Below are 26,635 nucleotides of genomic sequence, written 5' to 3'. Positions count from 1 at the left end.
GACACGAGGCCACCTTTCGGTGGCCTCGCCGTTTGCGGCAGCTCAAAGCAATACGGGGCGATCGGGCAGCTCGTCCGGGCTGCTGCCCGAAGCCGGGAAATGCCGCTCCAGCAGCGCGTGCGCGGCGGCAATGCCTTCGAGGCTGCCGTCGCGCCACGCTCCACGTGCATAGCATTCGCGCATGCGGGTGCAGATCGCGCCCCACTCGTCCGCCGCCACCTTCGCCGCGATGCCGCGGTCGGCGACGATCTCGATGCGGTGCTCGGCCATCAGCACATAGAGCAGCACGCCGCTGTTGTGTTCGGTGTCCCACACGCGCAGGCGGGCGAAGACCTGTCGCGCGCGTGCCGTGGCATCGAGGCCGTCCAGCACGGCCAGCGGCGCCAGCCGCGATTCGACCGCGAAACGGATCTCGCCCAGGTGCCGGCGCTCGCCGGCAGCGATCGCCGCAGTCATGTCGTCCAGCAGCGCGGCGGGAAAGCAGCGCGACAGCCGGAACCAGCCGCCGAACAGGTTTGCCCACAGTCGTCGCATGCGCGCCATCACCAGCTCCCCGACGAACCGCCGCCGCCGAAGCTGCCGCCGCCACCGCTGAAGCCGCCACCGCCGAAGCTGCCGCCACCGCCACCGCCCCAGCCACCGCTTCCGAAACCGCCCCAGCCACCGCCGCCGATCGAACGCCCGGCGCCGCCGGGCAGCAACATCAGCACGCCGCCGACCAGTGCGCCGAGGATGCCGGCGCCGATCGAGATCAGCAGCCACAGCAGGCCACCGACCAGCACGGCGCCCAACGGCGCCCGCAACCAGCGGCTGGTCCGGCCGAACATGCCGCGCAGGAACAGCGCCACGAACACGGCGATCATCAGGCCGCTCTGCAGGTCGAGGCCGCCATGCCCGTCCTCCGGGGCACCACGCACCGGAGGCGGCAGCGGTTCGCCGTTGATCAGCTGGGTCAGCGCGCCGACCGCGTCGCTGATGCCGCCGAAGTAGTCGTTGTTGCGGAACTTCGGCGCGAGGTATTCGCGGATGATGCGTGCGGTGGCGGCATCGGGAATCGCCCCCTCCAGGCCGTAGCCGACCTCGATGCGCACGCGGCGATCGTCCTTCGCGATCAGCAGCAGCAGGCCGTCGTCGACGCCCTTGCGGCCGACCTTGTTCGCTTCGGCCACCGCCAGCGAATAGCCCTCGATGTCCTGCTCGCCGGTGCTGCCGACCATCAGCACCACCAGTTGCGCGCCCTTGGCCTTTTCCAGCGCCACCAGTTGCGCGTCGAGCTGGTCGACCTGCGCCGCGCTCAACGTGCCGGTGAGATCGGTGACGTGCCGCGCCAGCTTCGGCACGGCCGCGGCGGCCGATGCCAGCGCCGGCAGCAGCAGCGCCAGCAGCAACCAGCGGCGCGGGAAGCGCCGGAGCATCATCAGTGGGTCGCGGCAGGTGCCGGCGTGGTAGTGCCGAAGTCCACCTTCGGCGCGGTGGAGATCGCGTGCTCGTTCTCCACCGTGAAGTTCGGCTTTACCTTGTAGCCGAAGATCTTCGCGGTGAGGTTGTTCGGGAAGGTGCGGATCATCGAGTTGTAGTCCTGCACCGCCTGCACGTAGCGGTTGCGCGCCACGGTGACCCGGTTCTCGGTGCCTTCCAACTGCGCCTGCAGGTTCTGGAACAGACCGTCGGCCTTCAGCTGCGGATAGTTCTCGCTGACCACCATCAGCCGCGACAGCGCATTGCCCAGCTCGCCTTGCGCGGCCTGGAACTGCTGGAGTTTTTGCGGATCGTTCAGCGAATCGGCGTTGACCTGCAGGCTGCCCACCTTGGCACGGGCTTCGGTGACCTCGGTGAACACCTTCTCCTCGTGCTGGGCGTAGCCCTTGACCGTGTTGACCAGGTTCGGCACCAGGTCGGCGCGGCGCTGGTACTGGTTGAGCACTTCGGACCACGCCGCCTTGACGGCCTCGTCCTGCTTCTGCATCGCGTTGTAGCCGCAGCCGCCGAGGCCGAAAGCCAGCAGCACCAGGACGAGGTTGCGCAGAAATTTCATGGGGGTCGCTCCGCTGCGGTGGAAGACCATTCCATCATCCCATGCCGCGGGCTGCAATCGTGTCGGCAGCGGGTGAAGATCGCTTCAGGCGAACAGGCGCGGCCCGAGGATCAGCGCCCAGCTCAGCGCCGCCAGCAGCAGCAGCAGGAACACCGCCGCCGAGCCCATGTCCTTGGCGCGCCCGGCCAGCTCGTTGAACTCCGGGCTGACCTTGTCGACCACCGCCTCGATCGCCGAATTCAGCAGCTCGGCCGACAGCACTAGCACCGGCGCCAGGATCAGCGCGAATTTCTCCAGTCCGCCATGGCCCAGCCACAGGCCGAGCGGGATCAGCACCACCGCCAGGCAGACTTCCAGCCGGAACGAAGCCTCGTGCCGCCAGCCGGCGCGCAGGCCTTTCATCGACCACAGGAACGCGTTCCAGACCTGCTTCGGGCCGCGGAAACCTTCGGCGGCCATCAGCGGCGGCGCCCGGCCGACCGCGGGCGCGACGGCGACATCAATACGATGGACATGGACGGCATCACTCCCTGCAGCAGGCCGGTTCAGGCGGCCGATGATGCCACAAGCGCCGACGGCGGACGCCCAGCCCCGGCCCCGGGCCTTGCCGCAGTGCAGCTACGCCATGCCGGCGAATGGGTTACCCTTCGCCGGTTGTGGTTCGTTCATGGGCCACATGGCACTGGCGCGTGCCCGCACGCGCCATGGTTCGAACCACGCACGGAAAACCTATGGCAACCCAGAATCCGCCCGTCTCGCAGACGCGCTCTTTCAGCACCGTCTTCCTGATCGAAATGTGGGAGCGCTTCGGCTTCTACGGCATGCAGGTGCTGATGGTCACCTACATGGTGAAGAAGCTCGGCTTCGCCGACAGCAAGGCCAACCTGATCTGGGGCGCCGCCGCGGCGCTGATCTACGCCACGCCGGCGATCGGCGGCTGGGTCGGCGACAAGCTGATCGGCACCCGTCGCACCATGCTGCTCGGTGCCGTGGTGCTGACGCTGGGCTACGCGCTGCTGTGGATTCCCACCAACAACGCGCTGTTCCTGTATTTCGCGCTCGGCGTGATCATCGTCGGCAACGGCTTCTTCAAACCGAACGCCGGCAACCTGGTGCGCAAGATCTACGAGGGCGACGACACCAAGATCGACAGCGCCTTCACCATCTACTACATGGCGGTGAACATCGGCTCGACCTTCTCGATGCTGCTGACGCCGTGGATCCGCGACCACGTGGGCGCGCTCTACGGCGACGCCTGGGGCTGGCACACCGCCTTCGGCGTGTGCGCGATCGGCCTGGTGCTCGGCCTGCTGAACTACTCGCTGATGCATCGCACGCTGGCGCACATCGGCTCGCCGGACGACAGCCGGCCGCTCGACTTCAGGCGCCTCGGCCTGGTGCTGCTGGCGGCGCTCGGCATGGTGTTCGTCTCGGCTTTCATCCTGCAGAACGAGACAGTGGCGCGCATCTGCGTGTACGCCGCCGGCGTGGTGATCCTGGGCATCTTCGTGCACCTGATCCGCAGCAGCGAGCTGCATGAGCGCGCCGGCCTGATCGCGGCGCTGGTGCTGACCGTGCAGACGATCTTCTTCTTCATCTTCTATCAGCAGATGTCGACCTCGCTGAACCTGTTCGCGCAGCGCAACGTCAACCTCTCGTTCGACCTGTTCGGCCTGCACCTGTTCAACTGGATTCCCGAGCAGTTCCAGTCGCTCAACGCGATCTGGATCGTGCTGCTGAGCCCGGTGCTGGTGCTCGCCTACAACACCATGGGCAAGGTCGGCAAGAACCCCTCGGTGGCAGCCAAGTTCGCCTGGGGCTTCGCCGCGGTGGCGATCGGCTTCTTCATCTACGGCGTGGGCGCCCGCTTCGCGGTCGACGGCAAGGTCTCGTCGTGGATCATGGTGTGGGGCTACGGCCTGTACTCGCTGGGCGAACTGCTGGTGTCGGGCCTGGGCCTGGCGATGATCGCCCGCTACGTGCCGGCGCGCATGGGCGGCTTCATGATGGGCGCCTACTACGTGGCCTCGGGCATCTCGCAGTACCTGGGCAGTGTGGTGGCGAACTTCGCCAGCATCCCCACCGACATCACCGATCCGCTGGTGTCGCTGCCGATCTATACCGCGCTGTTCAACAAGCTCGGCTTCGCCGGCGTCGCCTGCACGGCGATCGCGCTGGCGATGCTGCCGCTGATGAAGAAGCTGTCGAGCAGCCATTCCGACGCCGTCGCCGGCAACCCGTTGCCGGCCGTGCGCAGCGAGGAATTCAACACGCCGTCGTGACCTGCCGGGCCCGTCGCGCGCCGCGTGGCGGGCCCGCCGTTTTCAGCAAGCCCGGAAGATCGCCAATGCCGCACCGGTCCACCCAACGCATCGGCCCGTTCGCGCTGACGCGCACGCTGGCCTGGTTGCGGATCTGCGCCATCGCCGGCCAGAGCACCGCCGTGCTGGTGTGCGCCTGGTGGATGCACTTGGCCATCCCGCTGCTGCCGCTGCTGCTCGGCATCGGCCTGCTCGCGGTGTTCTCGGTGTTCGCCGCATGGCGGCTGACCCAGCCGTGGCCGCTGCGCGAGTGGGAGGCAGTCGGCCACATCGCTTTCGACACGCTGGTGCTGGGTTACCTGCTGTACTTCACCGGCGGCGCCAGCAACCCCTTCATCACCCTGCTGCTGGTGCCGATCGCGCTCAGCGCGGCGGCACTCTCGGGCCAGGCGGTGTTGGCGGTGGCCGCGCTGGCCGGCGTGGCCTACGTGATCCTGCTGTACTCGTACGTGCCGCTGCCGCTGCCGCTGCACACCGGTTCGCCCAGCCGCTTCACGCTGCACGTGGCCGGCATGGGGGTGAACTTCGTGATCATGGCGCTGCTGCTGAGCTTCTTCATCAGCCGGCTGGCCCGCGTGCTGCGGCTGCAGCAGCTCGAAGTGCAGCGCGTGCGCGAACGCGCACTGCGCGATGAAGGCATCCTGGCCATCGCCACCCAGGCCGCCGGTGCCGCGCACGAGCTCAACACGCCGCTGTCGACCATGCGCACCCTGCTGCCCGAACTGCGCCGCGAGCACGCCGACGACGAAACGCTGTCCGAGGACCTGGCGCTGCTGGAAGGCCAGGTCGACCGCTGCCGCACGATCCTGCGCGAGATGGTCGCGTTCGGCAAGGCGCAGCTGTCGCAGGAGCCGGAGCGGCTCACGGTGGCCATGTTCATCCACGGCTGCCTGGAGCGCTTTCAGTTGCTGCGGCCCGAAGCGGAACTGGCCGTGACGCTGGACGAAGAGGTCGCGCGCACCGTACTGCGCACCCCGCCGGGTCTGCGCCACGCACTGCTCAACCTGCTCAACAATGCCGCCGACGCCTCGGCCATCCACCAGTCGAATGCCGTGGCGCTGCAGGTCTCGCGCGACGGCGACTGGCTGCAGCTGAGCGTGAGTGACCACGGCCCCGGCTTCGACGTCAATGGCGAGCTCACCCTGCTCGGCCACTCGCAGAAGCAGACCGGGCTGGGCATCGGCCTGGCCCTGGCCGAAGCCACCGCCGAACGGCTCAACGGCGAACTGGTCGCCAGCAATGCCGAACGCGGCGCCGAAGTCCGCCTGCGCCTGCCGCTGGCGGTGATCGCCGAAAAATAGCCCGCCGGGCGTGCAAGTCCCGCCGCTTCCGGCAAGAATGAGCCACTGATCCACACTCAGGAAACACCACCGATGACCGAGTTGCCTCATGCCGCCACGGCGCGCCCGCTGCTGCTGGTCGACGACGATGCCACCTTCCTGCGCGTGCTGGCGCGTGCGCTGGACTCGCGCGGCTTCCAGGTCATTACCGCCACCAATTTCGACGAGGCCCGCGCCCTCACGCGCCGGCACCAGCCGCGCTACTGCGTGCTCGACCTCAAGCTGGGCGAGGAGAACGGCCTGCGCCTGATCCCCGAGCTGCATACCCTGGTGCCCGACCTGCGCGTGCTGCTGCTGACCGGCTACGCCTCGATCGCCACCGCGGTGGAAGCGATCAAGCGCGGCGCCCACGACTACCTGGCCAAGCCGGTCGACGCCGACGCCGTGGTGCGCGCCCTGCTCGACGGCGACAGCGACAGCGACGATGTCGACCCGCCCGACGCCCCCGAACAGCCCTTGGCGCTGCGCCGGCTGGAATGGGAGCACATCCAGCGCGTATTGACCGAATGCGACGGCAACATCTCCGAGACCGCCCGTCGTCTCGGCATGCACCGCCGCACCCTGCAACGCAAGCTGAGCAAGCACCCGGTACGCGAGCGCCCCGACCGGGACGAGTGAGCAACGCCATGTAGGAGCGCACCCTGTGCGCGATGCTTTCCGTTACGTGACGAAGAGCATCGCGCACAGGGTGCGCTCCTACACGCATCGCGAATCGGGCACCTTTCGCCATGCCTGCGCATCCCATCGCCGACCACCGCTGCGACAACGCGCCATCTGTCGCGTGCACCGCAGCGGACTATCCTTGCAACCCTAGACCCCCATCCAGAGTGTCGCTTGAACGCCCTCCCGCTCGGCCTTTGTGCATTCGCACTCGCGATCTCCGCCGGCCCGCTGCGGGCCGCCGACGAACCTGCCCCCGCCACTACCACCCTCGCCCCGGTCTCGGTGCATGCCAGCGACACCATGGTGATGGAAACGCCCAGCGTGCAGGTGCGCGTAAAACGGGAAAAGCTGCTGCAGCAGAACCTCACCGAAAGCGCCGACGCACTGAAGTACGCGCCGAACATGCAGGTGCGCAAGCGTTACATCGGCGACCCCAACGCGGTGATCAGCGGCCGCAACGCCGGCACCCTGCAGAGCGCGCGCAGCCTGGTCTACGCCGACGGGCTGCTGCTCTCCAACCTGATGACCAACGGCTGGGACGGCGCGCCGCGCTGGGGCATGGTCACGCCGGAGGAAATCGGCGCGGTCGACATCCTGTACGGCCCCTATTCCGCGCTGTACCCGGGCAACTCGCTGGGCAGCACCGTGCTGATCCACACCGTGCTGCCGCAGCAGCTGACGGCCAGCGTGAGCACCCAGTTCTTCAACCAGGACTACCGCGACGCATATGGCGCCGGCGGCCACTACAACGGCCACCAGGCCGCCGCCACGCTGGGCGACAGGCACGGCCGCTTCAGCTGGCTGCTGGAATTCAGCCGGCTCGACAACCATGGCCAGCCGATGCAGTACGCCACCGCCAAGGCCGGCGGCAATGCGGCCGCGGCAGTGCCGGTCAGCGGCGCCGTGCTGGATCAAAACCCGAACGGCTCGCCGCGGCTGGTGTACGGCGCCAACAGCATCGAGCACACGGTGCAGGACCAGGCCAAGCTGAAGGTCGGCGTGGACATCACCGATCGCGTCGCCGCGCTGTTCACCGTCGGCTGGTGGCACAACCGTGCCGAAGACCGCACCCGCAGCCTGATCCGCGACGCCGATGGACAACCGGTCGCCGGCGGCGTGATCCGCGCGGCCGGGCAGACCTGGACCTTGCCGGCCAGCGGCCTGGCGCCCTCCTCGGCCAGCGACACCCACCTGCTGTACGGCATCGAGTTGAACGGCCACCTCGACAACGGCTGGCGCTGGACCGCGGTGGCCAGCCACTACGACTTCCTGCGCTCGCAGGCTGCCACCGCCAACCTGGCCGAACCCGGCGCACCCAGCGGCGGCCCCGGCACGATCGCCGACAAGGCCGGCTCCGGCTGGGACACGCTCGACCTGCGCAGCTCCGGCCCGCTCGGTGAACAGCACATGCTCTACGCCGGCGTGCACGGCGACCGCTACGTGCTGGACAGCCGCGTGCGCAACGCCAGCGACTGGCGCGGCGATGCGGACGGCGCACAGGTCAGCGCGTTCGCCGGCCGCACGCAGACCCGCGCGCTGTACCTGCAGGACGTATGGAGCTTCGCCGATGCCTGGGCGCTGACCCTGGGCGGCCGGCTGGAGCAGTGGCGCGCCTACGGCGGCCTGCGCGCGAACGCGGTCGACACTCTGCATTACGCCGACCGCCGCCGCACCGACTTCTCGCCCAAGGCCGCGCTGACGTGGGACCTCGCCGACGGCTGGGAACTGCGCCTGGCCCACGGCAAGGCCGTGCGCTACCCGACGGTGACCGAACTGTTCCAGGGCAGCCTTTCGGCCAACGCAATCGTCAACAACAATCCCGCGCTCAAGCCCGAGACCGACGAGTCCACCGACCTCACCCTGACCCGCCATCTCGACCACGGCCACTGGCGCGTCTCGCTGTACCAGGACCGCATCGCCGACTCGCTGTATTCGCAGACCGACATCACCGTCACCCCCACCGTCACCAGCGTGCAGAACATCGACAGGATGCGCAGCCGTGGCATCGAGGGTGAGATCAACCTCACCGACCTCTGGCTGGACGGCCTCGACCTGCAGGCCAGCCTCGCCTTCAACCATGCGAAGACGCTGCAGGATCGCCAGTATCCGCTGGCCAACGGCAAGACCTTCCCGCGCATCCCGAAAATCCGCGCCAGCGTGTTCGCCGACTATCGCTTCGCGCCGCAGTGGGACGCCTCGCTGGGCATCCGCCACTCCGGCCGCCAGTATGGCACGCTGGACAACAGCGACTACGTGGACAGCTACGGCGCGGTGAGCCGCTTCACCGTAGCCGACGCGAAGCTGCGCTGGAAGTTTGCGCCGGGCTGGACCGCCGCGCTTGGCGTGGACAACCTCACCAACGAACGTTACTGGGTCTACCATCCCTACGCCGGCCGAACCTGGTTCGGCGAGCTGCGCTGGGAGCTGTGATCACGTTGTTTTTCTCCTCCCCCTGCAAAGCAGGGGGAGGCCGGGAGGGGGTCAGGCTTTTGACCTGAAGATCAAGAGCACCCCTCCCCAACCCTCCCCTGCATGCAGGGGAGGGAGCAACGCTTACTTCAAGGAGCCGTGATGCGCCACCTGTTGATCGCCCTGCTCTGCCTGATTTCGACCGCGCTGCTGGCCCACGACGGCATGCGCATGGAGATGCCCAAAGGCCCCGAGCTGGGTGCCAGCGCCGCGTTCGACAGCCATGGCCGACTGTACGTCGTGGACGCGATGGATGGCCACGTGCGGCTGCGCCATTCCGACGACGACGGCCGCACACTGAGCGCGCCGGTCGAGGTGAACGCCGTGGCCGAACGGATCTACGCCGAGGGCGAGAACCGCCCGAAGATCGCGTTCGGCCCGCACGACGAGCTCTACGTGAGCTGGTCGCAACCGCGCGCCGCGCCGTGGACCGGCTTCGTGCGCTTTGCACGCTCACCGGATCGCGGCGAACACTTCAGCGACCCGCTGACCGTGCATCACGACCGCGCCGAGATCACCCACCGCTTCGACGCGCTGGCGGTGGACGGCAAGGGCCGCCTCGTGATGGCCTGGATCGACAAGCGCGACCTGCTCGCCGCCGAGGCCCGCGGCAAGCCGTACCTGGGCGCGGCGATCTACTACAGCTGGTCGGACGACGGCGGCGCCAGCTTCGTGCCCGAACGCAAGCTCGTCGACCAGAGTTGCGAGTGCTGCCGCATCGCGCTGGCGCGCACGTCGGACGGCGAGGTCGCCGCGTTCTTCCGCGGCATCTACGGTGACAATATCCGCGACCACACTTATGCCGTGCTGCGTACGGACGGCCAAACCAGCCAAGTCGCCCGCGCCACCTTCAGCGACTGGCAGATCGCCGGCTGCCCGCACCACGGCCCCGGCCTGGCGATCGGCGGCGACGGCGTCCGTCACGCCGTGTGGTACGAAGCGAAAGGCAAACCCACGATCTGGTACGGCCAACTCGATCCCGGCCATGCGCCGAAACATCCGCTGGCGATCGCCGGTGCCGGTGCCGGCCACGCCGACGTGGCCGTGCACGGACGTGACGTGTGGGTCGTGTGGAACCAGGTGAGCGCCGATGGCTACGCGCTGATGCTGCGCCGCTCGACCGACCACGGCGCACATTTCGACGCCCCTCGCGAAATCGCCCGCAGCAGCGGCGCGGTGGGCTCGCCGCAGCTGCTGCAGAAACAGGGCCGTGCGTTCGTGGCGTGGAACACCGCTGCCGGCTTCCGCCTGGTCGAGCTGCCGCGATGAGGCGCCTGCTGCTCGCCTTCGCCCTGTGGCTGCCGGCGCTGGCCTGCGCCGGCACGCTGCAACCGCTGGCCGCTGCCGACGTCCCCGCCCTGCTGCAACCGCCGGCGCACGGCGTACGCATCGTCGCGCTGTGGTCGCTCGACTGCGCCTATTGCGAGCCGAACCTCACCGCGCTGGCTGCGCTGCAACGCGCCCACCCGCGCGAGATCGAACTGGTCACCGTGACGACCGACAACATCCAGTTGCACACGGCGATCGAGGCGCGCCTGCACGGCATGCAGATGGACGTCTATCCCGCGCGCGCCTACGCCGAAGCCTCGCCCGATCGCATCAATTTCCTGCTCGATCCGGACTGGGGCGGCGAAACCCCGCGCGTACTGGTGATCCGGGCCGACGGCAGCCGAAAAGGCATCAGCGGCGCGCTGACGCCAGCGCAGTTGCGCAAGCTCTTGTAGGGCGCGCACTGCCCGCCGCTTGTCGCGACGGATCAGGACGAAGCCGGCGGGCAATGCCCGCCCTACGGCTCCGCGCGCTCAAGGCTGCGCGACGCTGTCGGCCGGCGCCGGCAGCTCGGCGGTGCCGTCGTCCTCGTCGCCGTAGAGCGCCACGTGCGGCACGCCGTCGGCGCCGATCCAGCCGCGATACATGCCGTCGGTGTTGAACGGGATCGAGATGCGGCCTTGCGCGTCCAGCGCGATCGCGCCGCCGTTGCCGCCCATCGAGGGGATTTCCTGGTTGATCACCTCGGCCGCGGCGCGCTTCAGCGGCACGCGCATCTGGGTCACCTTCATGCAGATCTGGTGCGCGGCCACGCTGCGGATGTAGAACTCGCCCCAGCCGGTGCCGGACACCGCACAGCCGCTGTCGGCGTAGGTGCCGGCGCCGATGATCGACGAGTCGCCGATGCGGCCCCAGCGCTTGTCGGTCATGCCGCCAGTGGAGGTACCGGCGGCCAGCCGGCCCTGCGCGTCCAGCGCCACCGCGCCGACCGTGCCGAAGTGTTTGGCCGTCTCGACGTCCGCATGCGGCTGTTTCGCCGCGTCTTCCTTCAGCGCCTGCTGCAGCTGCTGCCAGCGCTCCTCGGTACGGAAGTACGACGGATCGACCAGGGTGATGCCCTGCTCCTTCGCGAAAGCCTCGGCCCCGGCGCCGGACAGCATTACGTAAGGTGTCTTCTCCATCACCGCACGGGCCAGCAGGATCGGGTTCTTCACCCGCTGCACCCCGGCCACCGCGCCGGCGCGCAACGTGTTGCCGTCCATGATCGCCGCATCCAGCTCGTTGCTGCCGTCATGGGTGAACACCGCGCCCTTGCCGGCGTTGAAGTTCGGATCGTCCTCCAGCACGGTGATCGCGGCGGCCACCGCATCCAGCGCGCTGCCGCCGGCCTTGAGCCGGGCGTAGCCGTCCTGCAGTGCCCGGCTCATCGCCGCGCGCACCGCCTGCTCCTTCGCCGGTGTCATGTCGCGCTTGATCACCCCGGCGCCGCCGTGAATCACCAGCACGGGCGAGACGGCGGCGTGGGTCATCGTGGTGATTCCCAAGGTGGCAAGGGCAAGCAACAGGCGGGGCGATTTCACGACGATACTCCGGCGGGGACGTGCCGGAGTATAGCCAGCCGCCTTCGTCACTTGGGCTCGAAGCGCACTCGCTTGCCTTCAAGTGCCAGCTTCATGCCGGCCAGATCAGCCACCCGCTGCAGCGCCGTGCCCGCCGGCATGTCGTTGAACGACAGCGTGACCGGGGCATTGCCCAGCGCGTCCGGATCGACGAGCGTCCAGCCCGCTTTTGCCGCGATCGCTTCCGCAACGGCGCGCGCCGTGCCGTTCGTGACGTGCTCGGTGATCCTGACCGGAGAAGCCGCGGCCAGCACGCGCGCCGGACAGCCGGCTTGCGGCGTGACGTCGATGGCGTAGGTCTGCTTGCCGTCCATGCCGGTACCTGAAACGTGCAACGTCCGATCAAGCGCACTGCGCAACTGGCGGTGCGCAAACGGCGAGGCACCGGTATTGCCCACGGCCAGGTCGACGCGCACTTGTTCGTCACCGGCTGGCACGATGGTCGCTTCCACCTGGACATTGCCCACGCTTGCCATCGCTGCCTTTGCCGGCCTCATGCACAGCGCGAGGGCCGCTGTCTCCGCATGACGATGATGGCCATTGTCGGTCGCCAGCTCGACCTGCATGTCCAGTTGGTACTCCGGCCCCTGGATCTTCCAGGTCGAGCGGTCTCCCTGGACTTTCCAGGTCGCGCGCCCTTCTTGCGGCGCGCTGGCGGCATAGACCGAACCGGCAACGATGAAGACGAGCAGGATACCGGCAGCCACTCCGGCGTTTTGCCGTTGACGGCTGGGCGAAGCTATTTTCAGCATGGCGATACGCTCCGTGAGTGGGTGGCGAGGGGACCACGTGCAACCCACCGGCAGTGCGAACGCGGCCGACTGGGTCTTCAACATCGCATTCGCGTAGCTGCGGCGCCGTTCGGCGTGCTCGCGCAGCACGGCGGCGTCGCAGGCCAGCTCCTGGTCGTGGCGCAGCGCGGCCAGCGCCCACCAGGCCAGCGGATGGAACCAGCACAGCGCGGCGAGGATGTGCGCGAGCAGGCACCACCAGCCGTCGCCGCGGCGCGCATGGGCAACTTCGTGGGCCAGGATCAGCGTCTGCTCGGTGGCGTCGTAGCGCTGCTCGAAATCGGCAGGCAACACGATCCGGCAGCGCCAGGCCCCCACCAGGGCCGGCCCCACGCCAGGACCGCCGGCACGCAGCACCGGCCACGGCAAGTGCCATCCACGCACCACCGAAGCACCGCGCAGGCGGACGCGGTAACGCGACTGCGCGATGGCGGCCAAGCCAAGGCTGACCACCGTACCCACCAGCCAGAACAGCACCACGCCGGCACGCCAGTCGACCGCACTCGCCGCCGCGGCGTGCGTCGGCAAGGCGGACGCCGCCGAAGTGATCGCAAACACCACGGACGGCAGTACCGTTACCGGCGTCTCCGCCGCATGCGGCAGCTGGCTGGTCAGCATCGCCAGCGGCGGCAGCAGCCACAGCTGGAACGCGCGTTCGGCACCGAACAGGCGGCGGCACGGTCGGCGCAGCGCGGCCACCAGCAGCGCGGCAGCCGTGAAGGCAAGCAGCAGCAGCCAGCCGCGCCCGAGCCAGTCGATTCCGGTCCAATCCATCCCGACCAGCTCAATGCTGTTCATCGTCGAGCTCCTGCAGCAGCCTGCGCAGTTCGGCGATGTCCTTCTTCGACAGCTTGCGCTGCTCGGAGAAATGCGCCACCAGCGGCGCCACGCGGCCGCCGAACAGGCGGTCGAGCAGGCCCTTGCTCTCCTGCTGCACATACTGTTCGCGCGTCAGCAACGGCGTGTAGAGATAGCGGCGGCCGTCGCGCTCGGCATGCACGGCTTTTTTCCTGAGCAGGCGGTTGAGCAGGGACTTCACCGTGCCCTCCTGCCAGTTCTGCGCCGGGCCGACCTCGGCCAGGATTTCCTCGGCCGTGCGCGGCGCCTCGCGCCACAGCACGTCCATCACGGCTGCTTCGGCTTCGCTGATGCTCATGGGTCACCGTTTACGCGTGTAAGTGATATTTATGTTTACATGCGTAAATGGTCACGTCAAGTAGGCGGCACCTTGCGGGAAAAGCGAACCCCTCCTCAGTCCTCCCCTGCGAGCAGGGGAGGAAGAAAAGCGGCCTTGCCCGACCTGCGACCTTGGTACAAGGCCGGCCGGCGTCATTCCGTCGTATCCTTGTCAGCTGACTCTCCCTTCAGGAAGGCGCAGCGATGGACAAGGTTTACCCGAGTGCGGCGAAAGCCCTTGACGGCCTGTTGTTCGATGGCATGACGATCGCCGCCGGCGGCTTCGGCCTGTGCGGCATCCCCGAGAACCTGATCGGTGCGCTGCTGGAGGCCGGCACCAAGGGGCTGACCATCGTGGGCAACAACGCCGGCGTGGACGACTTCGGGATGGGCCCGCTGCTGAAGACGCACCAGGTGAAGCGCGTGTACGCCTCCTACGTGGGCGAGAACAAGGAGTTCGAGCGCCAGGTGCTGGCCGGCGAACTGGAACTGCACCTGACCCCGCAGGGCACCCTGGCCGAGAAGCTGCGCGCCGGCGGCGCCGGCATCCCCGGTTTCTACACGCGCACCGCGTTCGGCACCAAGCTGGCCGAGGGCAAGGAAACCAAGGTGTTCGACGGCGTGGAGTACGTACTGGAGGAAGCGATCCGCACCGACGTCGCCATCGTCAAGGCGTGGAAGGGCGACCGCCTCGGCAACCTCGTCTTCCGCGAGACCGCGCGCAACTTCAACCCGATGATCGCCACCTGCGGCAAGGTGTGCGTGGCCGAAGTCGAGGAACTGGTCGAAGTGGGCGCGCTCGACCCGAACAACATCCACGTGCCGGGCATCTACGTCGACCGCATCATCCAGGGCGCGACGTACGAGAAGCGCATCGAGTTCCGCACCATCGCCGGCGCCAACAGCGGCAAGGAAAACCCCATGCGCACCGCGCTGGCGCAGCGCGCCGCGAAGGAACTGCGCGACGGCTTCTACGTGAACCTCGGCATCGGCATCCCGACCCTGGTGGCCAATTACATCCCGGAAGGCATGGACGTGGTGCTGCAATCGGAGAACGGCCTGCTCGGCATCGGCCCGTTCCCCACCGAGGAGCAGATCGACCCCGACCTGATCAACGCGGGCAAGCAGACCGTCACCACCCTGCCCGGCTCCAGCTTCTTCTCCAGCGCCGACTCGTTCGCGATGATCCGCGGCGGCCACATCGACCTGGCCATCCTCGGCGGCATGGAGGTCTCGGTCACCGGCGATCTCGCCAACTGGATGGTGCCGGGCAAGATGGTCAAGGGCCCGGGCGGCGCGATGGACCTGGTCAGCGGCGTGCGCCGCGTGGTGGTGCTGATGGAGCACTGCGCGAAGGACGGCTCGCCGAAGATCAAGCAGCAGTGCGAGCTGCCGATCACCGGCAAGGAATGCGTGGACCTGATCATCACCGACCTCGCCGTGTTCGAGGTGGCCAAGGGCAAGGGCCTGACCCTGATCGAACTGAACCCCGGCGTGACGCTGGACGAGGTGAAGGCGAAGACCGGCTGCGCGTTCGCGGTGGCGCTGCCTGCCGCCTGACGCCTACGACTTCGCGAAACTCCGGTCCGGCACGTCCACCGGCAGTGGATGCGGGAAGCGGATGCGGGCGATGTTTTCCTGACCCTGGCCCGCCTGCAGTTCCAGCGCCCAGGCAAAGCGGTCGCTGATCCGCTGGGCAATGGCCAGCTCGAAACCGTGCCGGTCGGCGCCCCGCACCCGCACCGGGTAGCCCTTGCCGGGCATCTGCGAGGTGATCCGGTTGTGCACGCTGATCGTGCCGGGCAGCACGCTGACCACCACGCTGCCCTGCTCGGTCTGCTGGCATGCGTTGCGGATCAGCTGCCAGCACAGCACCGAGAACGCCTGCGGCGAGCCCTGCAGCGCGAAGCGGGCCGGCTCTTCCAGCAGCAGCTCGATCGGCCGGCCGACCAGCAGTTCGCGGGCGAAGTCCAGCTCCTTGCGCAAGGCGTCGTTGACGACGAAATACTGCTCGTCGACCACGCTGTCCGTTTCGCGCGCAAGGATCAGCAGGGCATCCACCAGGACCTCCATCTCGCGGGCGGCGCGCTTGATCCGGCGCACCGAGCGCTGGCCGAAGTCGCTGAGGCCGTCTTCCTCGGCCAGCATGTCGGCCGACATCTTGATCACGGTGAGCGGACTGCGTAGCTCGTGGCTGGCGTCGCGGGTGAAGTTGCGCTCGCGCTGGTTGTAGCTGGCCAGGCGCATGGCGAAGCCGTGCAGCCCGCGTGCCAGCGAAGCCACGTCGGCATCGGCGTGCGCGGACAATTGCTCCAGACGCAGCGATTCCGGATCCAGCAGCTGGCCGTCCCAGCGGTTCACCAGCCGGGCCAGGGTCCGTACCGGCCGCCACTCGCGCCGCAAGGCGAGCCAGGCAAGCGCGGTGGTGAGCACGATCACCGAGATCACCACCGCAGTGTGCGCGACGTTGTAGATGCCCAGGATGCAGACCGCCATCACGATCAGGAACTGCAGGGCGAACACCCACGCGACGCGCCGGCGGAAGGCACCCACACGAAACGTGACCGCATTGACCCTGCTATCCATTACCTGCGTGCGCCTACCTGTATGCGCCGTGCCGATGTCAGGCCGTCTGGGGCGAAGAGGAGACTTCCGATTCGAGATCGGCGAGACGATAACCCGCCGAATGGATGGTGTGTAGCAGGGGGGTCGCGAAGGGTTTGTCGATGACCCGGCGCAGGTTGTACAGGTGCGAGCGCAGGGTGTCCGAATCGGGCAGCGTGTCGCCCCAGATCTCGCGCTCGATGTCGCGCCGGCTGACCACCCGCGGCGACTCGCGCATCAGGATCGCCAGCAACTTCAGGCCGATCGGCGACACGGTCAGTTCCTGGCCGTCGCGGGTCAGCCGCAGCGTGGCGGTATCGAGGGTCATGTCGCCGACGCTGAGCACTTCGGTGGACACCTGGCGGCGGTCGCGGCGGATCAGCGCGCGCAGCCGCGCCTCCAGCTCGCGCACCTCGAACGGCTTCACCAGGTAGTCGTCGGCGCCGGCCTCGAGCCCGACCAGCTTGTCCTCCAGCGTGTCGCGGGCGGTGAGCATCAGCACCGGCGTGGATTTCTTCGCTTCGCGGCGCAGCTTGCGGCAGACGTCCAGCCCGTCCAGGCCGGGCAGCATCAGGTCCAGCACCACCACGTCGTAGCTGTTGGACACTGCCAGGTGCAGGCCGCTGACGCCATCGGCGGCGTAGTCCACCGAGTAGCCGCGCCGCTCCAGGAACTCACCGACCATTTCGGCGATCTGGCGATTGTCCTCGACCAGCAGGATCAGGCCCGCCTGTTCATCATGTAGGGTCATCGTCCTTACCTCCGTGGCTTCACATACGTGAAGAGCTAACCGGCGCGCAAGTGACGACGGCGTGAAAACAGCCGCGGCGGTTCAGAACCGATTCGGTTTCAGCGCAGCAGCGGCCGCAACGGCTTCCATACGGTGTCCAGCACCCGCGGCTGGGCGGCGGCCACCGGATGCAGGCCGTCGTCCTGCATCAGCGCGGGGTCGAGCGCGACGCCTTCGAGCAGGAACGGCACCAGCGCGGTACGCCGGCTGCGGGCCAGTTCGGCATAGACTGCACGCAGCCCGTCACGATAGCGCGGGCCGTAGTTCACCGGCAGCTCGATGCCGACCAGCAACACGCGCACCTTCGCCTGTTGCGCCAGCCGGATCATCGCGTCGAGGTTGTCGCGCAGGGCCGGCAGCGGCAGGCCGCGCAGGCCGTCGTTGGCGCCCAGTTCCAGCACCAGCACGTCCGGCCGGTACTGCGCCAGCAGCGCGGGCAGACGGTTGCGCCCGCTCAGCGAGGTCTCGCCGCTGATGCTGGCATTGATCGCGCGCCACTTCGGTACCATCTGGTTGAGACGCGCATCCAGCAGATGCACCCAGCCGGCCTCGACCGGGATGTTGTGCGCGGCGGACAGCGAATCACCCAGGACCAGCACGGTTTTCGGCGCCGCCGCCTGGGCGCTGCCGATGCCGCACAGAAAAACCAGCAACCACAGGCATCGACGCATGAGTGATTCTTCCCGGCCTCTTCTTGAAGCCTGCGATGTTAGCAAGTCGGTCAACGGCCCCGAGGGGAGACTGGACATCCTCAGCCAGGTCAGCCTGCAGGTGCGTCCGGGCGAAAGCTTCGCCATCGTCGGCGCCTCCGGTTCCGGCAAGACCACCCTGCTCGGCCTGCTGGCCGGGCTGGACACGCCGGACGGCGGCAGCATCGCGCTGGACGGCCATGCCTTGCAGCAGCTGGACGAGGAAGCCCGCGCCGACCTGCGCCGGCGCCTGGTCGGCTTCGTGTTCCAGTCGTTCCACCTGCTACCCGCGCTCACCGCCGAGGAGAACGTGATGCTGCCGCTGGAGCTGGAAGGCAGCAGCGAGGCACGCCAGCGCGCCCGCGCCGCGCTCGAAGCGGTGGGCCTGGGCGCGCGGCGGCGGCACTATCCGGCCCAGCTGTCCGGCGGCGAGCAGCAACGCGTGGCGATCGCCCGCGCGTTCGTGCACGGCCCGCGCGTGCTGTTCGCCGACGAGCCTACCGGCAATCTCGACCAGCGCACCGGCCATCACATCTGCGACCTGCTGTTCGCGCTGAACCGCGACCACCACACCACCCTGGTGCTGGTCACCCACGACGCGACCCTGGCCGCGCGCTGCGACCGCCGGATCGAGCTGGAGGAAGGCCGCGTCGTCTCCACCGGTACGGACGCGCAGGCATGAAGATGCTGCTGCTCGCCCTGCGCAGCCTGCGCCGGGAATGGCACCTGCCGGAACTGCGCACGCTGGCCGCCTCGCTGGCGCTGGCGGTGGTGGCGCTGGGCGTGGTCGCCACGTTGGCGACGCGAATCGAGCGCGGCATGCTGGCCAGCGCCGCCGAACTGATCGGCGGCGACATCGGCGTGTCGTCGCCGCAGCCCCTGCCTGACACGTTCGCCGACAAGGCGCGCCAGGACGGTCTGCAACTCACCCGTACCGCCGGCTTTCCCAGCGTGGCGTTCGCGCATGATCAAACCCAGTTGCTCGACGTGCAGGCGGTCGACGCGCGCTATCCGCTGCGCGGCAAGCTGGAACTGCGCGATGCCGCCGGCCGCACGCGCAACGGCCATGCCCCGGCCGCGGGCGAGGTCTATCTCGACCATCGCGCCCTGGTGGCGCTGGGCTTGCGGGTCGGCCAGCCGCTGCAACTCGGCGGGCGCGACCTGACCATCTCCGCCGAGCTGTTGCGCCAGCCCGACGGCGGCGAGCTGCTGGCGCTGGCGCCGCGCGCGCTGATGAATCTGGCCGACGCCGAACAGGCCGGCCTGCTCGACACCGGCAGCCGTGCCCGCCACCGCCTGCTGCTGGCCGGCACGCCGACGGCGGTGCAGGCCTGGCGCGACTGGGCGCAGGCGACCGCGCTGCCGCAAGGCGCCCAGTTGATCACGCCGGAGCAGACCCAGGAACGCATGCGCACCTCGTTCGACCGCGCCGGTGCGTTCCTGCGCCTGACCGCCCTGCTCTCGGCGCTGCTGGCCGGCATCGCGATCGCGCTGTCCGCGCAGCGCTACGCGCGGCGCAAGACCGCCGAAGTCGCCCTGCTGCGCGCGCTGGGCACGCCGCGCCGGCGCGTGCTGGGCCTGCTGCTGGGCACGCTGGGCGCACTCGCCGTGCCGGCCACCGCGCTCGGCATCCTGCTTGCGCTGGGACTGGCGCAACTGGCCTGGCTGCTGGCCAGCCAGCTGTTCGGCAACGTGCCGACCGTGCTGCCGCTGGTGCCGTCGTTCGCCGCCGCCGCCATGGGCATTGCCGTGCTGGTCGGCTTCGCCTTGCCGCCGCTGGCGCGGCTGGCCGAAGTCGCTCCTGTTGCCGTATTTCGCCAGAGCATGCAGCGGCGGGTGCGCCGTTTCGACGCGCTGTACCTGATCCCCGCGCTGGTGGCACTGGGCCTGATCTGGAGCCAGAGCAGTTCGCTCACCCTGGCCGGCATCCTCGCCGCCAGCCTGCTCGGCGTGGCGCTGATCGCGGCGTTGCTGGCCGGCTTGCTGCTGTGGCTGGCCCGACGCATTGCACCGGGCGCACACCCGGCGTTGCGGCTGGGCCTGGCCGCATTGGCACGGCGACCTGCGCTGAGCGTGATCCAGGCCACCGCGCTCAGCCTGGGCCTGTGCGCGCTGCTGTTGCTGGCGATCGTGGCGCCGGCGCTGCTGCAGGGCTGGCGCCAGGAGCTGCCCGCGGATACGCCGAACTGGTTCGCGCTGAACCTGCAGGACGACCAGCGCGCCGGCTTCGAGCAGGCGCTGGCCAGGACCGGCGGCGACCAGCTCAACATGCTGCCGCTGGCCGTGGGCAAGCTCACCGCGATCAACGGCCGCCCGATCGACCAGCTCGCCTTTGCGGACGAGCGCGCGAAGGACTGGACCGATCGCCAGCTGCGGCTGTCCTGGTCCGCCGAACTGCCGCCCGCGAACGACGTGATCGCCGGCCGCTGGCAAGGCGCACAGCCAGCGCAGGCCGAGGTCTCGATCGACACCATGTGGCGCGACATGTTCGCGCTGAAGCTCGGCGACACGCTGCGCTTCGACGTCGGCGAAGGCAGCATCGATGCGAAGGTCAGCAGCGTGCGCAAGGTCGACTGGAGTTCGTTCCGCGTCAACTTCTTCCTGCTGCTCGACCCGGCCCACGCCAGCGAGCTGCCGCATACCTGGCTGGCCAGCTTCCATTTGCCGCGCGGGCATGCGACCGAACTGGCGCAGCTGTCGCGCGATTACAGCAACCTCAGCCTCGTCGACGTCGACTCGCTGCTCGACCGCGTGCGCGAGATCGTCGATCGCGTGGGCAACGCGGTGCGCTGGATCCTCGGCTTCAGCCTGCTCGCCGGCGCGCTGGTGCTGGCCGCTGCACTCGCCGCCAGCGCCGCCGAACGTCGCCACGAAGCCGCCCTGCTGCGCACGCTGGGCGCACGCCGCGCGCAGTTGCGCGTGGCCGCCGCCTGCGAGTTCGCCCTGCTCGGCCTGGTCGCCGGCCTCACCGCTGCGCTCGGCGCCGCCGGCGCCGGACTGTGGCTGGGCCAGGCGGTGTTCCACATCGAGAACTTCGTGCCGCCGGTGTGGCCGCTGGTCGGCGGTGCCGTCGGCGCTGGACTGGTGGTGATGCTGCTGGGCCTGGCCGGCACCCGCAAGGTCAGCCGCACGCCGCCGATGCGGTTATTGCGCGAGGGCTGAGCCGGCATCGAAGGACGGGCTGATAAAGTACGTCGACGCCCCACCGGACTTCCCGATGATTGCAAGCCGCACACGACAGCGCCTCAAGGAAGAGTGGCTGCTGTGGCTGTTCGCGGCACTGGCGATCGTGCTGGCGGTGCTCGATCCGCAACCGCTGGCGAGCTACCGGCGCTGGCTGCAGCTGCCTACGTTGGCCGGATTGATGGGCCTGCTGATCGCGATCCAGGGCATCCGCGACAGCGGCCTGGTGCAGCACGCGGCCGTGGTGGTGGTGGCACGCGCGCATTCGCTGCGCAGCCTGGGCCTGCTGCTGGTGTCCGCGACGGCGCTGCTGTCGATGGTGCTGACCAACGACGTGAGCCTGTTCCTGATCGTGCCGCTGACCCTGGCGATCGGCGCCGTCTCCAACCTGCCGGTGTTGCGCATGGTGGTGCTGGAAGCGCTGGCAGTGAACGCGGGTTCCACCCTGAGCCCGATCGGCAACCCGCAGAACCTGCTGCTGTGGCAGCACTCGCAGTTGCCGTTCCTGCGCTTCGCGGCGGCCATGCTGCCGGCGGCGGCGGTGATGTTCGCGCTGGTGGCGGCGTTCACCTGGTTGTGGCTGCCGCGCGATCGCGTGGCGTTGAGCCCGGAACGGATCGACGGCATCGTGGCCTCAAGCCGTCTCGGCGCATGGTCGATGGCTGCGCTGGTCGGCATGGTGCTGCTGATGGAATACGGCCACGCGCCGCTGGGCGCGCTGCTGTTGCTGGTGCTGTTCGCGCTGCTGGCGCGGTCGAGCCTGGCGCGGATCGACTGGCTGCTGCTGCTCACCTTCGCCGCGATTTTCCTGGGCCTGGGCCACTTCGCCGAACTGCCGCTGGTGCAGCGGATGCTGGATCGGCTCGACTTCGGCCAGCCGCTGACGCTGTACGCCAGCGGCATCGTCGCCTCGCAGCTGATCAGCAACGTGCCGGCGACGGTACTGCTGCTGGAGCGCACGCCAGACGCGATCGCGCTGGCGGTGGCGGTGAACGTGGGCGGCTTCGGCGTGGCGATCGGTTCGCTGGCAAATCTGATCGCGCTGCGCCTGGCGAAGCAGCCGCATGGCCTGCGGCTGCTGCACCTGGTGTCGATTCCGTTCCTGCTGGTGTGCGCGCCGCTGGTGTATCTGGCCTGGCTCTTGGTCAGACTGTAGGAGCGCACCCTGTGCGCGACAGCTCTTCGTCACGTCACGAAAAGCATCGCGCACAGGGTGCGCTCCTACAAAAAACCACGCTCAGTCGTCGTCGTGCGGCACGCTGACCTTGCCCTTCACGCCGGAGTGGCCGACGTCGCCGCTGCCCTTGGCGCCGAGGCTGAAATCGCCACCGACGTCGCCTACGTCAAGGCTGCCGGAACCGAGCGTATCGGCATGCACGCTGCCGCCGACGTCGCGCAACCTGACGTCGCCGGAGCCGATGCTGCCGATGCGGGCGTCACCCTTGATGCCTTCGGCCTTGAAGTCGCCGGAGCCCACCGAGCCCAGCTCCAGGCTGCCGATGTCGGTGGCGTCGACATCGCCCGAGCCCACGCTGGCGCCGAACTTGCCGGATACCTGACGCACGTGCAGGTCGCCCGAGCCCACGCTCGTCTGCAACTGCCGTACGCCGCTGATATCGGCGTCGCCGGAGCCTACGCGCACGCTGACCGGCAGGTTCGCCGGCAGTTGCACGGTGACCTCCAGACTGGTGTAGGAACTGCCGCCGAACAGGCGGAAACCGAAGCTGCCGGTGTTGCCGATGTCGATCAGCAGCTGGTCGCCCTCGCGCCGCTGGGTGACCTGCAGCTTGTCCAGCATCGCCTGTTCGGAGGCGCAGGCGCGGCCGGTGAGGGTGAGACCCCTGGCGCTGTCGCTGCCGGTCAGGTGCAGGTCGTGGCTGTGCACGTCGATCTGCACGCCACGCACGCCGGCCAGATCGAGCTGCAGGTTGCGCGGCGCCTCGTACTTGCACGGACTGGCGGCGAAGACGGCGATAGGGGCGAACAGCACGGCGACGGCGAGCAAACGGCGCATGGGATTCTCCTGGGTTGAGCGACCCGACTGGGATGCAGCCGGCGGGAAAAAGGTTGCAAGCATGACGGAAGCATGAACGCGCCGGTCAACGCGCCCGGAGCGACCGCGTTCTCCTTGTCTACCTACCGAGGAGACTCACCATGTACCGCAAAACCCTGTTCGCTTCCGCATTGGCCTTGCTGATCGCCGGGTCGGCCTCGTTCGTGATGGCCCAGAACACGCCACCCCCGTCGCCGGCTCCCCACGCCGCGGTCAGCAAGGACGTCCGCGTGATCCGCGGCGACCGCGACCACGGCATGCGCATGCACGGTTTCGACCGCGAACGCGGTGGCGTGATCGGCAGCCTGCGCGGCCTGGAGAAGTTGTACATGCAGGCCGGCCGCAGCAAGGAAATGGCCTCGGTCTACAACGACGTGCTGGCCAAGTCACAGGATCCGCGCGTGCGCGATTACGTCTACCAGCGGCTGGCCCGCCTGCAGGCGCAGCCGACCAACGTCGACCAGGCGATCGCCACGCTGCGCAAGGGGCTGGACGAAAATCTGGCCAACGAGGCGAAGATGCGCGCCGAGCGCGAGAAGATGCGCGCCGCCTGGCAGCAGCGCGCCGACAAGGCCGCGCCGGCAGCCAAATAACCCTCACCGCAGCGTCCGCGGCGGCACGATGGCCGGTGCCGTCGCGTCGCCCCGGGCTGTTTCCTGCTCGGTCTGCTTGGCCCGCTGCCACAGCTGTTCCTGTTCGCCCAGCGTCCGTTCGGCGAACACCGCGCCATCGGCGGCGGCCAGTTGCTCCATCTGCCGGAAGCGCCGCTCGAACTTCGCGTTGGCGTGCCGCAGCGCCCGCGAGAAATCGACGCCGGCATGCCGCGCCAGGTTTACCGCCACGAACAGCACGTCGCCGATCTCGTCCTCCAGCCGCGCCGGGTCGGCGCCTGCGGCGAACTCGGCGCGCACCTCGTCCAGTTCCTCGGCCAGCTTGGCCAGCACCGGTTCGGGACCGGGCCAGGTGAAGCCGGTGGCGGCGGCGCGCTGCTGCAGCTTGAGCGCGCGCTTCCATTCCGGCAGTCCGACGGAAACGCCGGCCAGCGCACTGGGGTCGGTGCCTTCGCCCTTGTCCGCGCGCTCGGCGGCCTTGATCGCCTCCCACGCCTGCATCTGCTCGTCGAGGTCGGCGTAGCGGGTGTCGCCGAACACGTGCGGATGGCGGCGCACCATCTTGGCGCCGATCGCGTGCGCCACGTCGGCGAAGTCGAACAGCCCCTGCTCGGCCGCCATCTGCGCGTGGAACACCACCTGCAGCAGCAGGTCGCCCAGCTCGTCGCGCAGGTCGTGCCAGTCGCGGCGATCGATCGCTTCGGCGACCTCGTAGGCCTCCTCGATGGTGTACGCGGCGATGGAGGCGAAGTCCTGCTTCACGTCCCACGGGCAGCCGCGCTCGGGATCGCGCAGGCGCGCCATGATCGCCAGCAGGTCATCCAGGCTGTAGCGGGCCGATTCGCTCATGGGGCCGGCAACCGTGCGGCCCAGTCGATCGTGCCGTCGCCGACGGCGACGAATTCGGGATTCAGCAGCGACTCGCCGCGGTTGTAGCGGAACGGCCGCCCGGCCAGGTCGAGCACCGCGCCGCCAGCTTCCTCCAGCACGCATTGCGCCGCAGCGGTGTCCCATTCGCTGGTGAGGCCGAGGCGCAGGTACAGGTCCGCCGCGCCGCGCGCGATCAGGCAGAACTTCAGCGACGAACCCAACGGCACTAACTGGTAGTCGCTGCCGACCAGCCGCCGCAGTACGTCGCCCTGGACGCCGCCGTGCGAACGGCTGCCGGCCACCAGCGGCGGCTGCCCCAGCGGGCGCGTGCGGATGCGCTGCCAGGGGCCCTCGGCCTGCGCCTGCAACCAGGCGCCCTGCCCCTGCGCGGCGACGTACAGCTCGCCGCTGACCGGCGCCAGCACCACGCCAAGCGCGCTGCGCCGGTCGTCGACCAGGGCGATGTTGACGGTGAACTCGCCATTGCGCTTGATGAACTCGCGGGTGCCGTCCAGCGGATCGACCAGCCAGTAGCGCGACCAGTGCCGGCGCTCGGACCAAGGCAATACCTGCGCCTCTTCCGACAACACCGGCAGCACCGGATCGAGCGCGGCCAGGCCGGCCAGGATGACCCGCTGAGCAGCGAGGTCGGCGGCGGTCAACGGCGAGGCGTCGTCCTTGGTCTGCACCGCGAAGTCGCCGTGGTAGACCTCGAGGATGGCGGTTCCGGCAGCACGCGCGATCGCGCCGACTTGCCGGGCCAGCTCGGGGGGAGCGCTTGCGGGCGCCATGCTCACGCGCGCTGGAAGCGCCCGGCGAGATACTCGCGGGCCATGAACAGCGCGGCGATCGAACGCCCTTCGGTCACGTCGTCGCGGCCGAGCAGGGTGTGCAGTTCGGACATCTTCCACGGCACCACTTCGAGCTCTTCCGGCTCGTCGCCGGCGAGCTTCTCCGGATACAGGTCCTGCGCCAGCACCACGTGGGCCATGTGCGTCATGTACGACGGCGACAGCGACAGGTTGTGCAGGATCTTCAGCTGGTGCGCGCCGTAGCCGACCTCCTCCTTCAGTTCGCGCTCGGCGCCTTGCTCGGCGGTCTCGTCCTGGTCCAGGCGCCCCTTGGGCAGGCCCAGTTCGTAGCGGCCGAGTCCGCCGGCGTACTCGCGCACCAGCAGCACGGTATCGTCGTCCAGCATCGGCACGATGATCACCGCGCCCAGGCCGCTGCCCTTCAGCCGCTCGTAGGTACGGCGCACGCCGTTGGAGAACTCCAGGTCGAGCTGCTCGACGTGCAGGAAGTGGCTGTCGCTGACATCCCGTACGGCATGGATGATGGGTAGTTTGCGCATCCGGCCATTCTAGCCTGCGCCGCTCAGCGCCGCAGGCGGCGCAGGGCCTGTGCGTGCAGCGCCGGCGTGCCGGCCAGCACGCTGGTCGTGTCCAGCGCGGGCGGCGCACCGTCGAGGTCGGTGAAGGTGCCGCCGGCCTCGCGCACGATCACCGCCAGCGCGGCGATGTCGAGGATGTTCACGTCCGACTCGATCACCAGGTCGAGGCTGCCGCGCGCGAGCAGGTGGTAGTGGCAGAAATCGCCGTAGCCGCGGATGCGGTTGGAGTCGCGGATCAGCGCGCCCAGCGCGGTCCAGCGCGCGTCGGCGGTGAGCGTCTTGACGTTGCCGGTGGAAATCGAGGCCTGCGCCATCTCGCTGATGGTGCCCACCTGCACGCGCTCGCCGTCCAGCCACGCGCCCTGTCCGGCGCTGGCCCACATCGTCTCGCCGTAGACCGGCGCGCTGGACACGCCGAGCACCAGCTCGCCGCGATCCATCAGCGCGATCTGGGTGGAAAAGAACGGCGTGCGGCGCACGAAACTCTTGGTGCCGTCGAGCGGATCGACCAGCCACAGCAGGCCGCCGCGCTCGCCGTCCAGGCCGAACTCCTCGCCGTAGATCGCGGCCTGCGGCAGCGCCGCCTGCAGCACCCGGCGAATCGCCTGCTCGGCCTCGCGGTCGGCGACCGTCACCGGCGTGGCGTCGGACTTCAGCTCCACCTCGACGCCGCGCCGCCAGTAGTGCCTGATCACCTCGGCCGCGGCCGCGGCGGCCTCGCGTGCGGCGGTCAGCGCCGTGGCGGCGATATCCGGATTCATG

Annotated in this window: 26 protein-coding genes; 11 read left to right on the top strand and 15 right to left on the bottom strand. The window is 69.0% G+C overall.

What is annotated here, in order from left to right:
- Positions 1–42 precede the first annotated feature (42 nt).
- From R5H19_RS03460 to R5H19_RS03445, 4 genes are all read right to left on the bottom strand, one after another.
- Positions 43–543: a TPM domain-containing protein gene (locus tag R5H19_RS03460; protein ID WP_318157580.1), complete on the bottom strand. Its 501-nt coding sequence runs from the start codon at positions 541–543 to the stop codon at positions 43–45.
- Positions 543–1,418: a TPM domain-containing protein gene (locus R5H19_RS03455; protein ID WP_318157578.1), complete on the bottom strand. Its 876-nt coding sequence runs from the start codon at positions 1,416–1,418 to the stop codon at positions 543–545. Before R5H19_RS03455 ends, R5H19_RS03460 begins: the two co-directional genes overlap by 1 nt.
- Complete coding sequence (locus R5H19_RS03450) at positions 1,418–2,035, bottom strand: LemA family protein (protein WP_318157577.1); 618 nt, start codon at positions 2,033–2,035, stop codon at positions 1,418–1,420. Before R5H19_RS03450 ends, R5H19_RS03455 begins: the two co-directional genes overlap by 1 nt.
- An 84-nt stretch (positions 2,036–2,119) precedes the next feature.
- A complete protein-coding gene (locus tag R5H19_RS03445) occupies positions 2,120–2,494 on the bottom strand; it encodes a diacylglycerol kinase (protein WP_318157576.1) in 375 nt (124 codons plus the stop codon).
- Between the two features lie 272 nt (positions 2,495–2,766).
- On the opposite strand from R5H19_RS03445, the gene R5H19_RS03440 reads away from it, so the two are divergent.
- The 6 genes from R5H19_RS03440 (at position 2,767) to R5H19_RS03415 (ending at position 10,552) form a co-directional block, all read left to right on the top strand.
- Positions 2,767–4,317, top strand: a complete 1,551-nt coding sequence (locus tag R5H19_RS03440; protein WP_318157575.1) for an oligopeptide:H+ symporter — start codon at positions 2,767–2,769, stop codon at positions 4,315–4,317.
- A gap of 65 nt (positions 4,318–4,382) precedes the next feature.
- Positions 4,383–5,657 (top strand): ATP-binding protein, encoded by a 1,275-nt coding sequence (locus R5H19_RS03435; protein ID WP_318157574.1) that lies wholly within the window; start codon positions 4,383–4,385, stop codon positions 5,655–5,657.
- A gap of 72 nt (positions 5,658–5,729) precedes the next feature.
- Positions 5,730–6,314 carry a response regulator transcription factor gene (locus R5H19_RS03430; RefSeq protein ID WP_318157573.1) on the top strand — a complete coding sequence of 195 codons (585 nt, stop codon included), beginning with the start codon at positions 5,730–5,732 and terminating at the stop codon, positions 6,312–6,314.
- Positions 6,315–6,530: 216 nt separating this feature from the next.
- Positions 6,531–8,789: a TonB-dependent receptor gene (locus tag R5H19_RS03425; protein WP_318157572.1), complete on the top strand. Its 2,259-nt coding sequence runs from the start codon at positions 6,531–6,533 to the stop codon at positions 8,787–8,789.
- Positions 8,790–8,930: 141 nt separating this feature from the next.
- Complete coding sequence (locus R5H19_RS03420; RefSeq protein WP_318157571.1) at positions 8,931–10,097, top strand: sialidase family protein; 1,167 nt, start codon at positions 8,931–8,933, stop codon at positions 10,095–10,097.
- Positions 10,094–10,552, top strand: a complete 459-nt coding sequence (locus R5H19_RS03415; RefSeq protein WP_318157570.1) for a hypothetical protein — start codon at positions 10,094–10,096, stop codon at positions 10,550–10,552. The genes R5H19_RS03420 and R5H19_RS03415 overlap by 4 nt, the downstream gene beginning before the upstream one ends.
- 78 nt (positions 10,553–10,630) lie before the next feature.
- Here the strand turns inward: R5H19_RS03415 and R5H19_RS03410 are convergent, their stop codons facing one another.
- The 3 genes from R5H19_RS03410 to R5H19_RS03400 form a co-directional block, all read right to left on the bottom strand.
- The gene (locus R5H19_RS03410) at positions 10,631–11,626 is read right to left on the bottom strand and encodes an isoaspartyl peptidase/L-asparaginase (RefSeq protein WP_318158145.1); all 996 of its coding nucleotides are present in this window, start codon (positions 11,624–11,626) and stop codon (positions 10,631–10,633) included.
- A gap of 98 nt (positions 11,627–11,724) precedes the next feature.
- Complete coding sequence (locus R5H19_RS03405) at positions 11,725–13,305, bottom strand: M56 family metallopeptidase (protein WP_318157569.1); 1,581 nt, start codon at positions 13,303–13,305, stop codon at positions 11,725–11,727.
- On the bottom strand, positions 13,292–13,663 hold the full coding sequence (locus tag R5H19_RS03400) for a BlaI/MecI/CopY family transcriptional regulator (protein WP_318157568.1): 372 nt from the start codon (positions 13,661–13,663) through the stop codon (positions 13,292–13,294). Before R5H19_RS03400 ends, R5H19_RS03405 begins: the two co-directional genes overlap by 14 nt.
- Positions 13,664–13,887: 224 nt before the next feature.
- Here R5H19_RS03400 and R5H19_RS03395 point away from each other — a divergent pair, with 224 nt between their 5' ends.
- Entirely contained in the window at positions 13,888–15,243 is a 1,356-nt protein-coding gene (locus R5H19_RS03395) for a 3-oxoacid CoA-transferase (protein WP_318157567.1), read from the top strand.
- Between the two features lie 3 nt (positions 15,244–15,246).
- Here the strand turns inward: R5H19_RS03395 and R5H19_RS03390 are convergent, their stop codons facing one another.
- From R5H19_RS03390 to R5H19_RS03380, 3 genes are all read right to left on the bottom strand, one after another.
- Positions 15,247–16,269 carry a HAMP domain-containing sensor histidine kinase gene (locus tag R5H19_RS03390; RefSeq protein ID WP_318157566.1) on the bottom strand — a complete coding sequence of 341 codons (1,023 nt, stop codon included), beginning with the start codon at positions 16,267–16,269 and terminating at the stop codon, positions 15,247–15,249.
- Positions 16,270–16,306: 37 nt separating this feature from the next.
- Positions 16,307–17,038: a response regulator transcription factor gene (locus R5H19_RS03385; protein WP_318157564.1), complete on the bottom strand. Its 732-nt coding sequence runs from the start codon at positions 17,036–17,038 to the stop codon at positions 16,307–16,309.
- Positions 17,039–17,136: 98 nt separating this feature from the next.
- The gene (locus R5H19_RS03380) at positions 17,137–17,748 is read right to left on the bottom strand and encodes an arylesterase (RefSeq protein ID WP_318157562.1); all 612 of its coding nucleotides are present in this window, start codon (positions 17,746–17,748) and stop codon (positions 17,137–17,139) included.
- Between R5H19_RS03380 and R5H19_RS03375 the strand changes: the two genes are divergently transcribed.
- From R5H19_RS03375 to R5H19_RS03365, 3 genes are read left to right on the top strand one after another with little or no spacing between them, the layout of a single operon-like run.
- A complete protein-coding gene (locus R5H19_RS03375; protein ID WP_318157561.1) occupies positions 17,747–18,448 on the top strand; it encodes an ATP-binding cassette domain-containing protein in 702 nt (233 codons plus the stop codon). The two genes, R5H19_RS03380 and R5H19_RS03375, sit on opposite strands and share 2 nt — an antisense overlap.
- Complete coding sequence (locus R5H19_RS03370; RefSeq protein WP_318157560.1) at positions 18,445–20,928, top strand: FtsX-like permease family protein; 2,484 nt, start codon at positions 18,445–18,447, stop codon at positions 20,926–20,928. Before R5H19_RS03375 ends, R5H19_RS03370 begins: the two co-directional genes overlap by 4 nt.
- A gap of 55 nt (positions 20,929–20,983) precedes the next feature.
- Complete coding sequence (locus R5H19_RS03365; RefSeq protein WP_318157559.1) at positions 20,984–22,105, top strand: SLC13 family permease; 1,122 nt, start codon at positions 20,984–20,986, stop codon at positions 22,103–22,105.
- An 81-nt stretch (positions 22,106–22,186) separates the two neighbouring features.
- Here R5H19_RS03365 and R5H19_RS03360 read toward each other — a convergent pair whose 3' ends face one another.
- On the bottom strand, positions 22,187–22,963 hold the full coding sequence (locus R5H19_RS03360; RefSeq protein WP_318157558.1) for a DUF4097 family beta strand repeat-containing protein: 777 nt from the start codon (positions 22,961–22,963) through the stop codon (positions 22,187–22,189).
- 140 nt (positions 22,964–23,103) lie between these two features.
- Here R5H19_RS03360 and R5H19_RS03355 point away from each other — a divergent pair, with 140 nt between their 5' ends.
- Positions 23,104–23,595, top strand: coding sequence for a hypothetical protein (locus R5H19_RS03355; RefSeq protein WP_318157557.1), 492 nt, complete (start codon positions 23,104–23,106; stop codon positions 23,593–23,595).
- Between the two features lie 3 nt (positions 23,596–23,598).
- On the opposite strand, the gene mazG is transcribed toward R5H19_RS03355, so the two are convergent.
- From mazG to R5H19_RS03335, 4 genes are read right to left on the bottom strand one after another with little or no spacing between them, the layout of a single operon-like run.
- Complete coding sequence (mazG, locus tag R5H19_RS03350) at positions 23,599–24,462, bottom strand: nucleoside triphosphate pyrophosphohydrolase (protein ID WP_318157556.1); 864 nt, start codon at positions 24,460–24,462, stop codon at positions 23,599–23,601.
- Positions 24,459–25,274, bottom strand: a complete 816-nt coding sequence (gene cysQ / locus R5H19_RS03345) for a 3'(2'),5'-bisphosphate nucleotidase CysQ (protein ID WP_318157555.1) — start codon at positions 25,272–25,274, stop codon at positions 24,459–24,461. The genes mazG and cysQ overlap by 4 nt, the downstream gene beginning before the upstream one ends.
- Positions 25,275–25,276: 2 nt before the next feature.
- A complete protein-coding gene (nudE, locus tag R5H19_RS03340) occupies positions 25,277–25,834 on the bottom strand; it encodes an ADP compounds hydrolase NudE (RefSeq protein ID WP_318157554.1) in 558 nt (185 codons plus the stop codon).
- Between the two features lie 23 nt (positions 25,835–25,857).
- On the bottom strand, positions 25,858–26,634 hold the full coding sequence (locus tag R5H19_RS03335; protein ID WP_318157553.1) for an inositol monophosphatase family protein: 777 nt from the start codon (positions 26,632–26,634) through the stop codon (positions 25,858–25,860).
- Between the last annotated feature and the right edge of the window lies 1 nt (position 26,635).

Origin of the sequence: Rhodanobacter sp. KK11, from assembly GCF_033345435.1 — a bacterium.
GTDB lineage: Bacteria > Pseudomonadota > Gammaproteobacteria > Xanthomonadales > Rhodanobacteraceae > Rhodanobacter.
The sequence above is the reverse complement of the archived record's forward strand: the minus strand, read 5'-3'. Positions and strand labels throughout refer to the sequence as shown.

Coding starts and splice junctions, on each gene's coding strand:
- R5H19_RS03365 (WP_318157559.1), top strand. CDS start 20,984: ATGATTGCAAGCCGCACACGACAGCGCCTCAAGGAAGAGTGGCTGCTG.
- nudE (WP_318157554.1), bottom strand. CDS start 25,834: ATGCGCAAACTACCCATCATCCATGCCGTACGGGATGTCAGCGACAGC.
- R5H19_RS03375 (WP_318157561.1), top strand. CDS start 17,747: ATGAGTGATTCTTCCCGGCCTCTTCTTGAAGCCTGCGATGTTAGCAAG.
- R5H19_RS03435 (WP_318157574.1), top strand. CDS start 4,383: ATGCCGCACCGGTCCACCCAACGCATCGGCCCGTTCGCGCTGACGCGC.
- R5H19_RS03405 (WP_318157569.1), bottom strand. CDS start 13,305: ATGAACAGCATTGAGCTGGTCGGGATGGATTGGACCGGAATCGACTGG.
- R5H19_RS03395 (WP_318157567.1), top strand. CDS start 13,888: ATGGACAAGGTTTACCCGAGTGCGGCGAAAGCCCTTGACGGCCTGTTG.
- R5H19_RS03430 (WP_318157573.1), top strand. CDS start 5,730: ATGACCGAGTTGCCTCATGCCGCCACGGCGCGCCCGCTGCTGCTGGTC.
- R5H19_RS03390 (WP_318157566.1), bottom strand. CDS start 16,269: ATGGATAGCAGGGTCAATGCGGTCACGTTTCGTGTGGGTGCCTTCCGC.
- R5H19_RS03400 (WP_318157568.1), bottom strand. CDS start 13,663: ATGAGCATCAGCGAAGCCGAAGCAGCCGTGATGGACGTGCTGTGGCGC.
- R5H19_RS03335 (WP_318157553.1), bottom strand. CDS start 26,634: ATGAATCCGGATATCGCCGCCACGGCGCTGACCGCCGCACGCGAGGCC.
- R5H19_RS03440 (WP_318157575.1), top strand. CDS start 2,767: ATGGCAACCCAGAATCCGCCCGTCTCGCAGACGCGCTCTTTCAGCACC.
- R5H19_RS03420 (WP_318157571.1), top strand. CDS start 8,931: ATGCGCCACCTGTTGATCGCCCTGCTCTGCCTGATTTCGACCGCGCTG.
- R5H19_RS03460 (WP_318157580.1), bottom strand. CDS start 543: ATGGCGCGCATGCGACGACTGTGGGCAAACCTGTTCGGCGGCTGGTTC.
- cysQ (WP_318157555.1), bottom strand. CDS start 25,274: ATGGCGCCCGCAAGCGCTCCCCCCGAGCTGGCCCGGCAAGTCGGCGCG.
- R5H19_RS03380 (WP_318157562.1), bottom strand. CDS start 17,748: ATGCGTCGATGCCTGTGGTTGCTGGTTTTTCTGTGCGGCATCGGCAGC.
- R5H19_RS03410 (WP_318158145.1), bottom strand. CDS start 11,626: ATGACCCACGCCGCCGTCTCGCCCGTGCTGGTGATTCACGGCGGCGCC.
- R5H19_RS03415 (WP_318157570.1), top strand. CDS start 10,094: ATGAGGCGCCTGCTGCTCGCCTTCGCCCTGTGGCTGCCGGCGCTGGCC.
- R5H19_RS03370 (WP_318157560.1), top strand. CDS start 18,445: ATGAAGATGCTGCTGCTCGCCCTGCGCAGCCTGCGCCGGGAATGGCAC.
- R5H19_RS03445 (WP_318157576.1), bottom strand. CDS start 2,494: ATGGCCGCCGAAGGTTTCCGCGGCCCGAAGCAGGTCTGGAACGCGTTC.
- R5H19_RS03450 (WP_318157577.1), bottom strand. CDS start 2,035: ATGAAATTTCTGCGCAACCTCGTCCTGGTGCTGCTGGCTTTCGGCCTC.
- R5H19_RS03455 (WP_318157578.1), bottom strand. CDS start 1,418: ATGATGCTCCGGCGCTTCCCGCGCCGCTGGTTGCTGCTGGCGCTGCTG.
- R5H19_RS03355 (WP_318157557.1), top strand. CDS start 23,104: ATGTACCGCAAAACCCTGTTCGCTTCCGCATTGGCCTTGCTGATCGCC.
- R5H19_RS03360 (WP_318157558.1), bottom strand. CDS start 22,963: ATGCGCCGTTTGCTCGCCGTCGCCGTGCTGTTCGCCCCTATCGCCGTC.
- R5H19_RS03385 (WP_318157564.1), bottom strand. CDS start 17,038: ATGACCCTACATGATGAACAGGCGGGCCTGATCCTGCTGGTCGAGGAC.
- mazG (WP_318157556.1), bottom strand. CDS start 24,462: ATGAGCGAATCGGCCCGCTACAGCCTGGATGACCTGCTGGCGATCATG.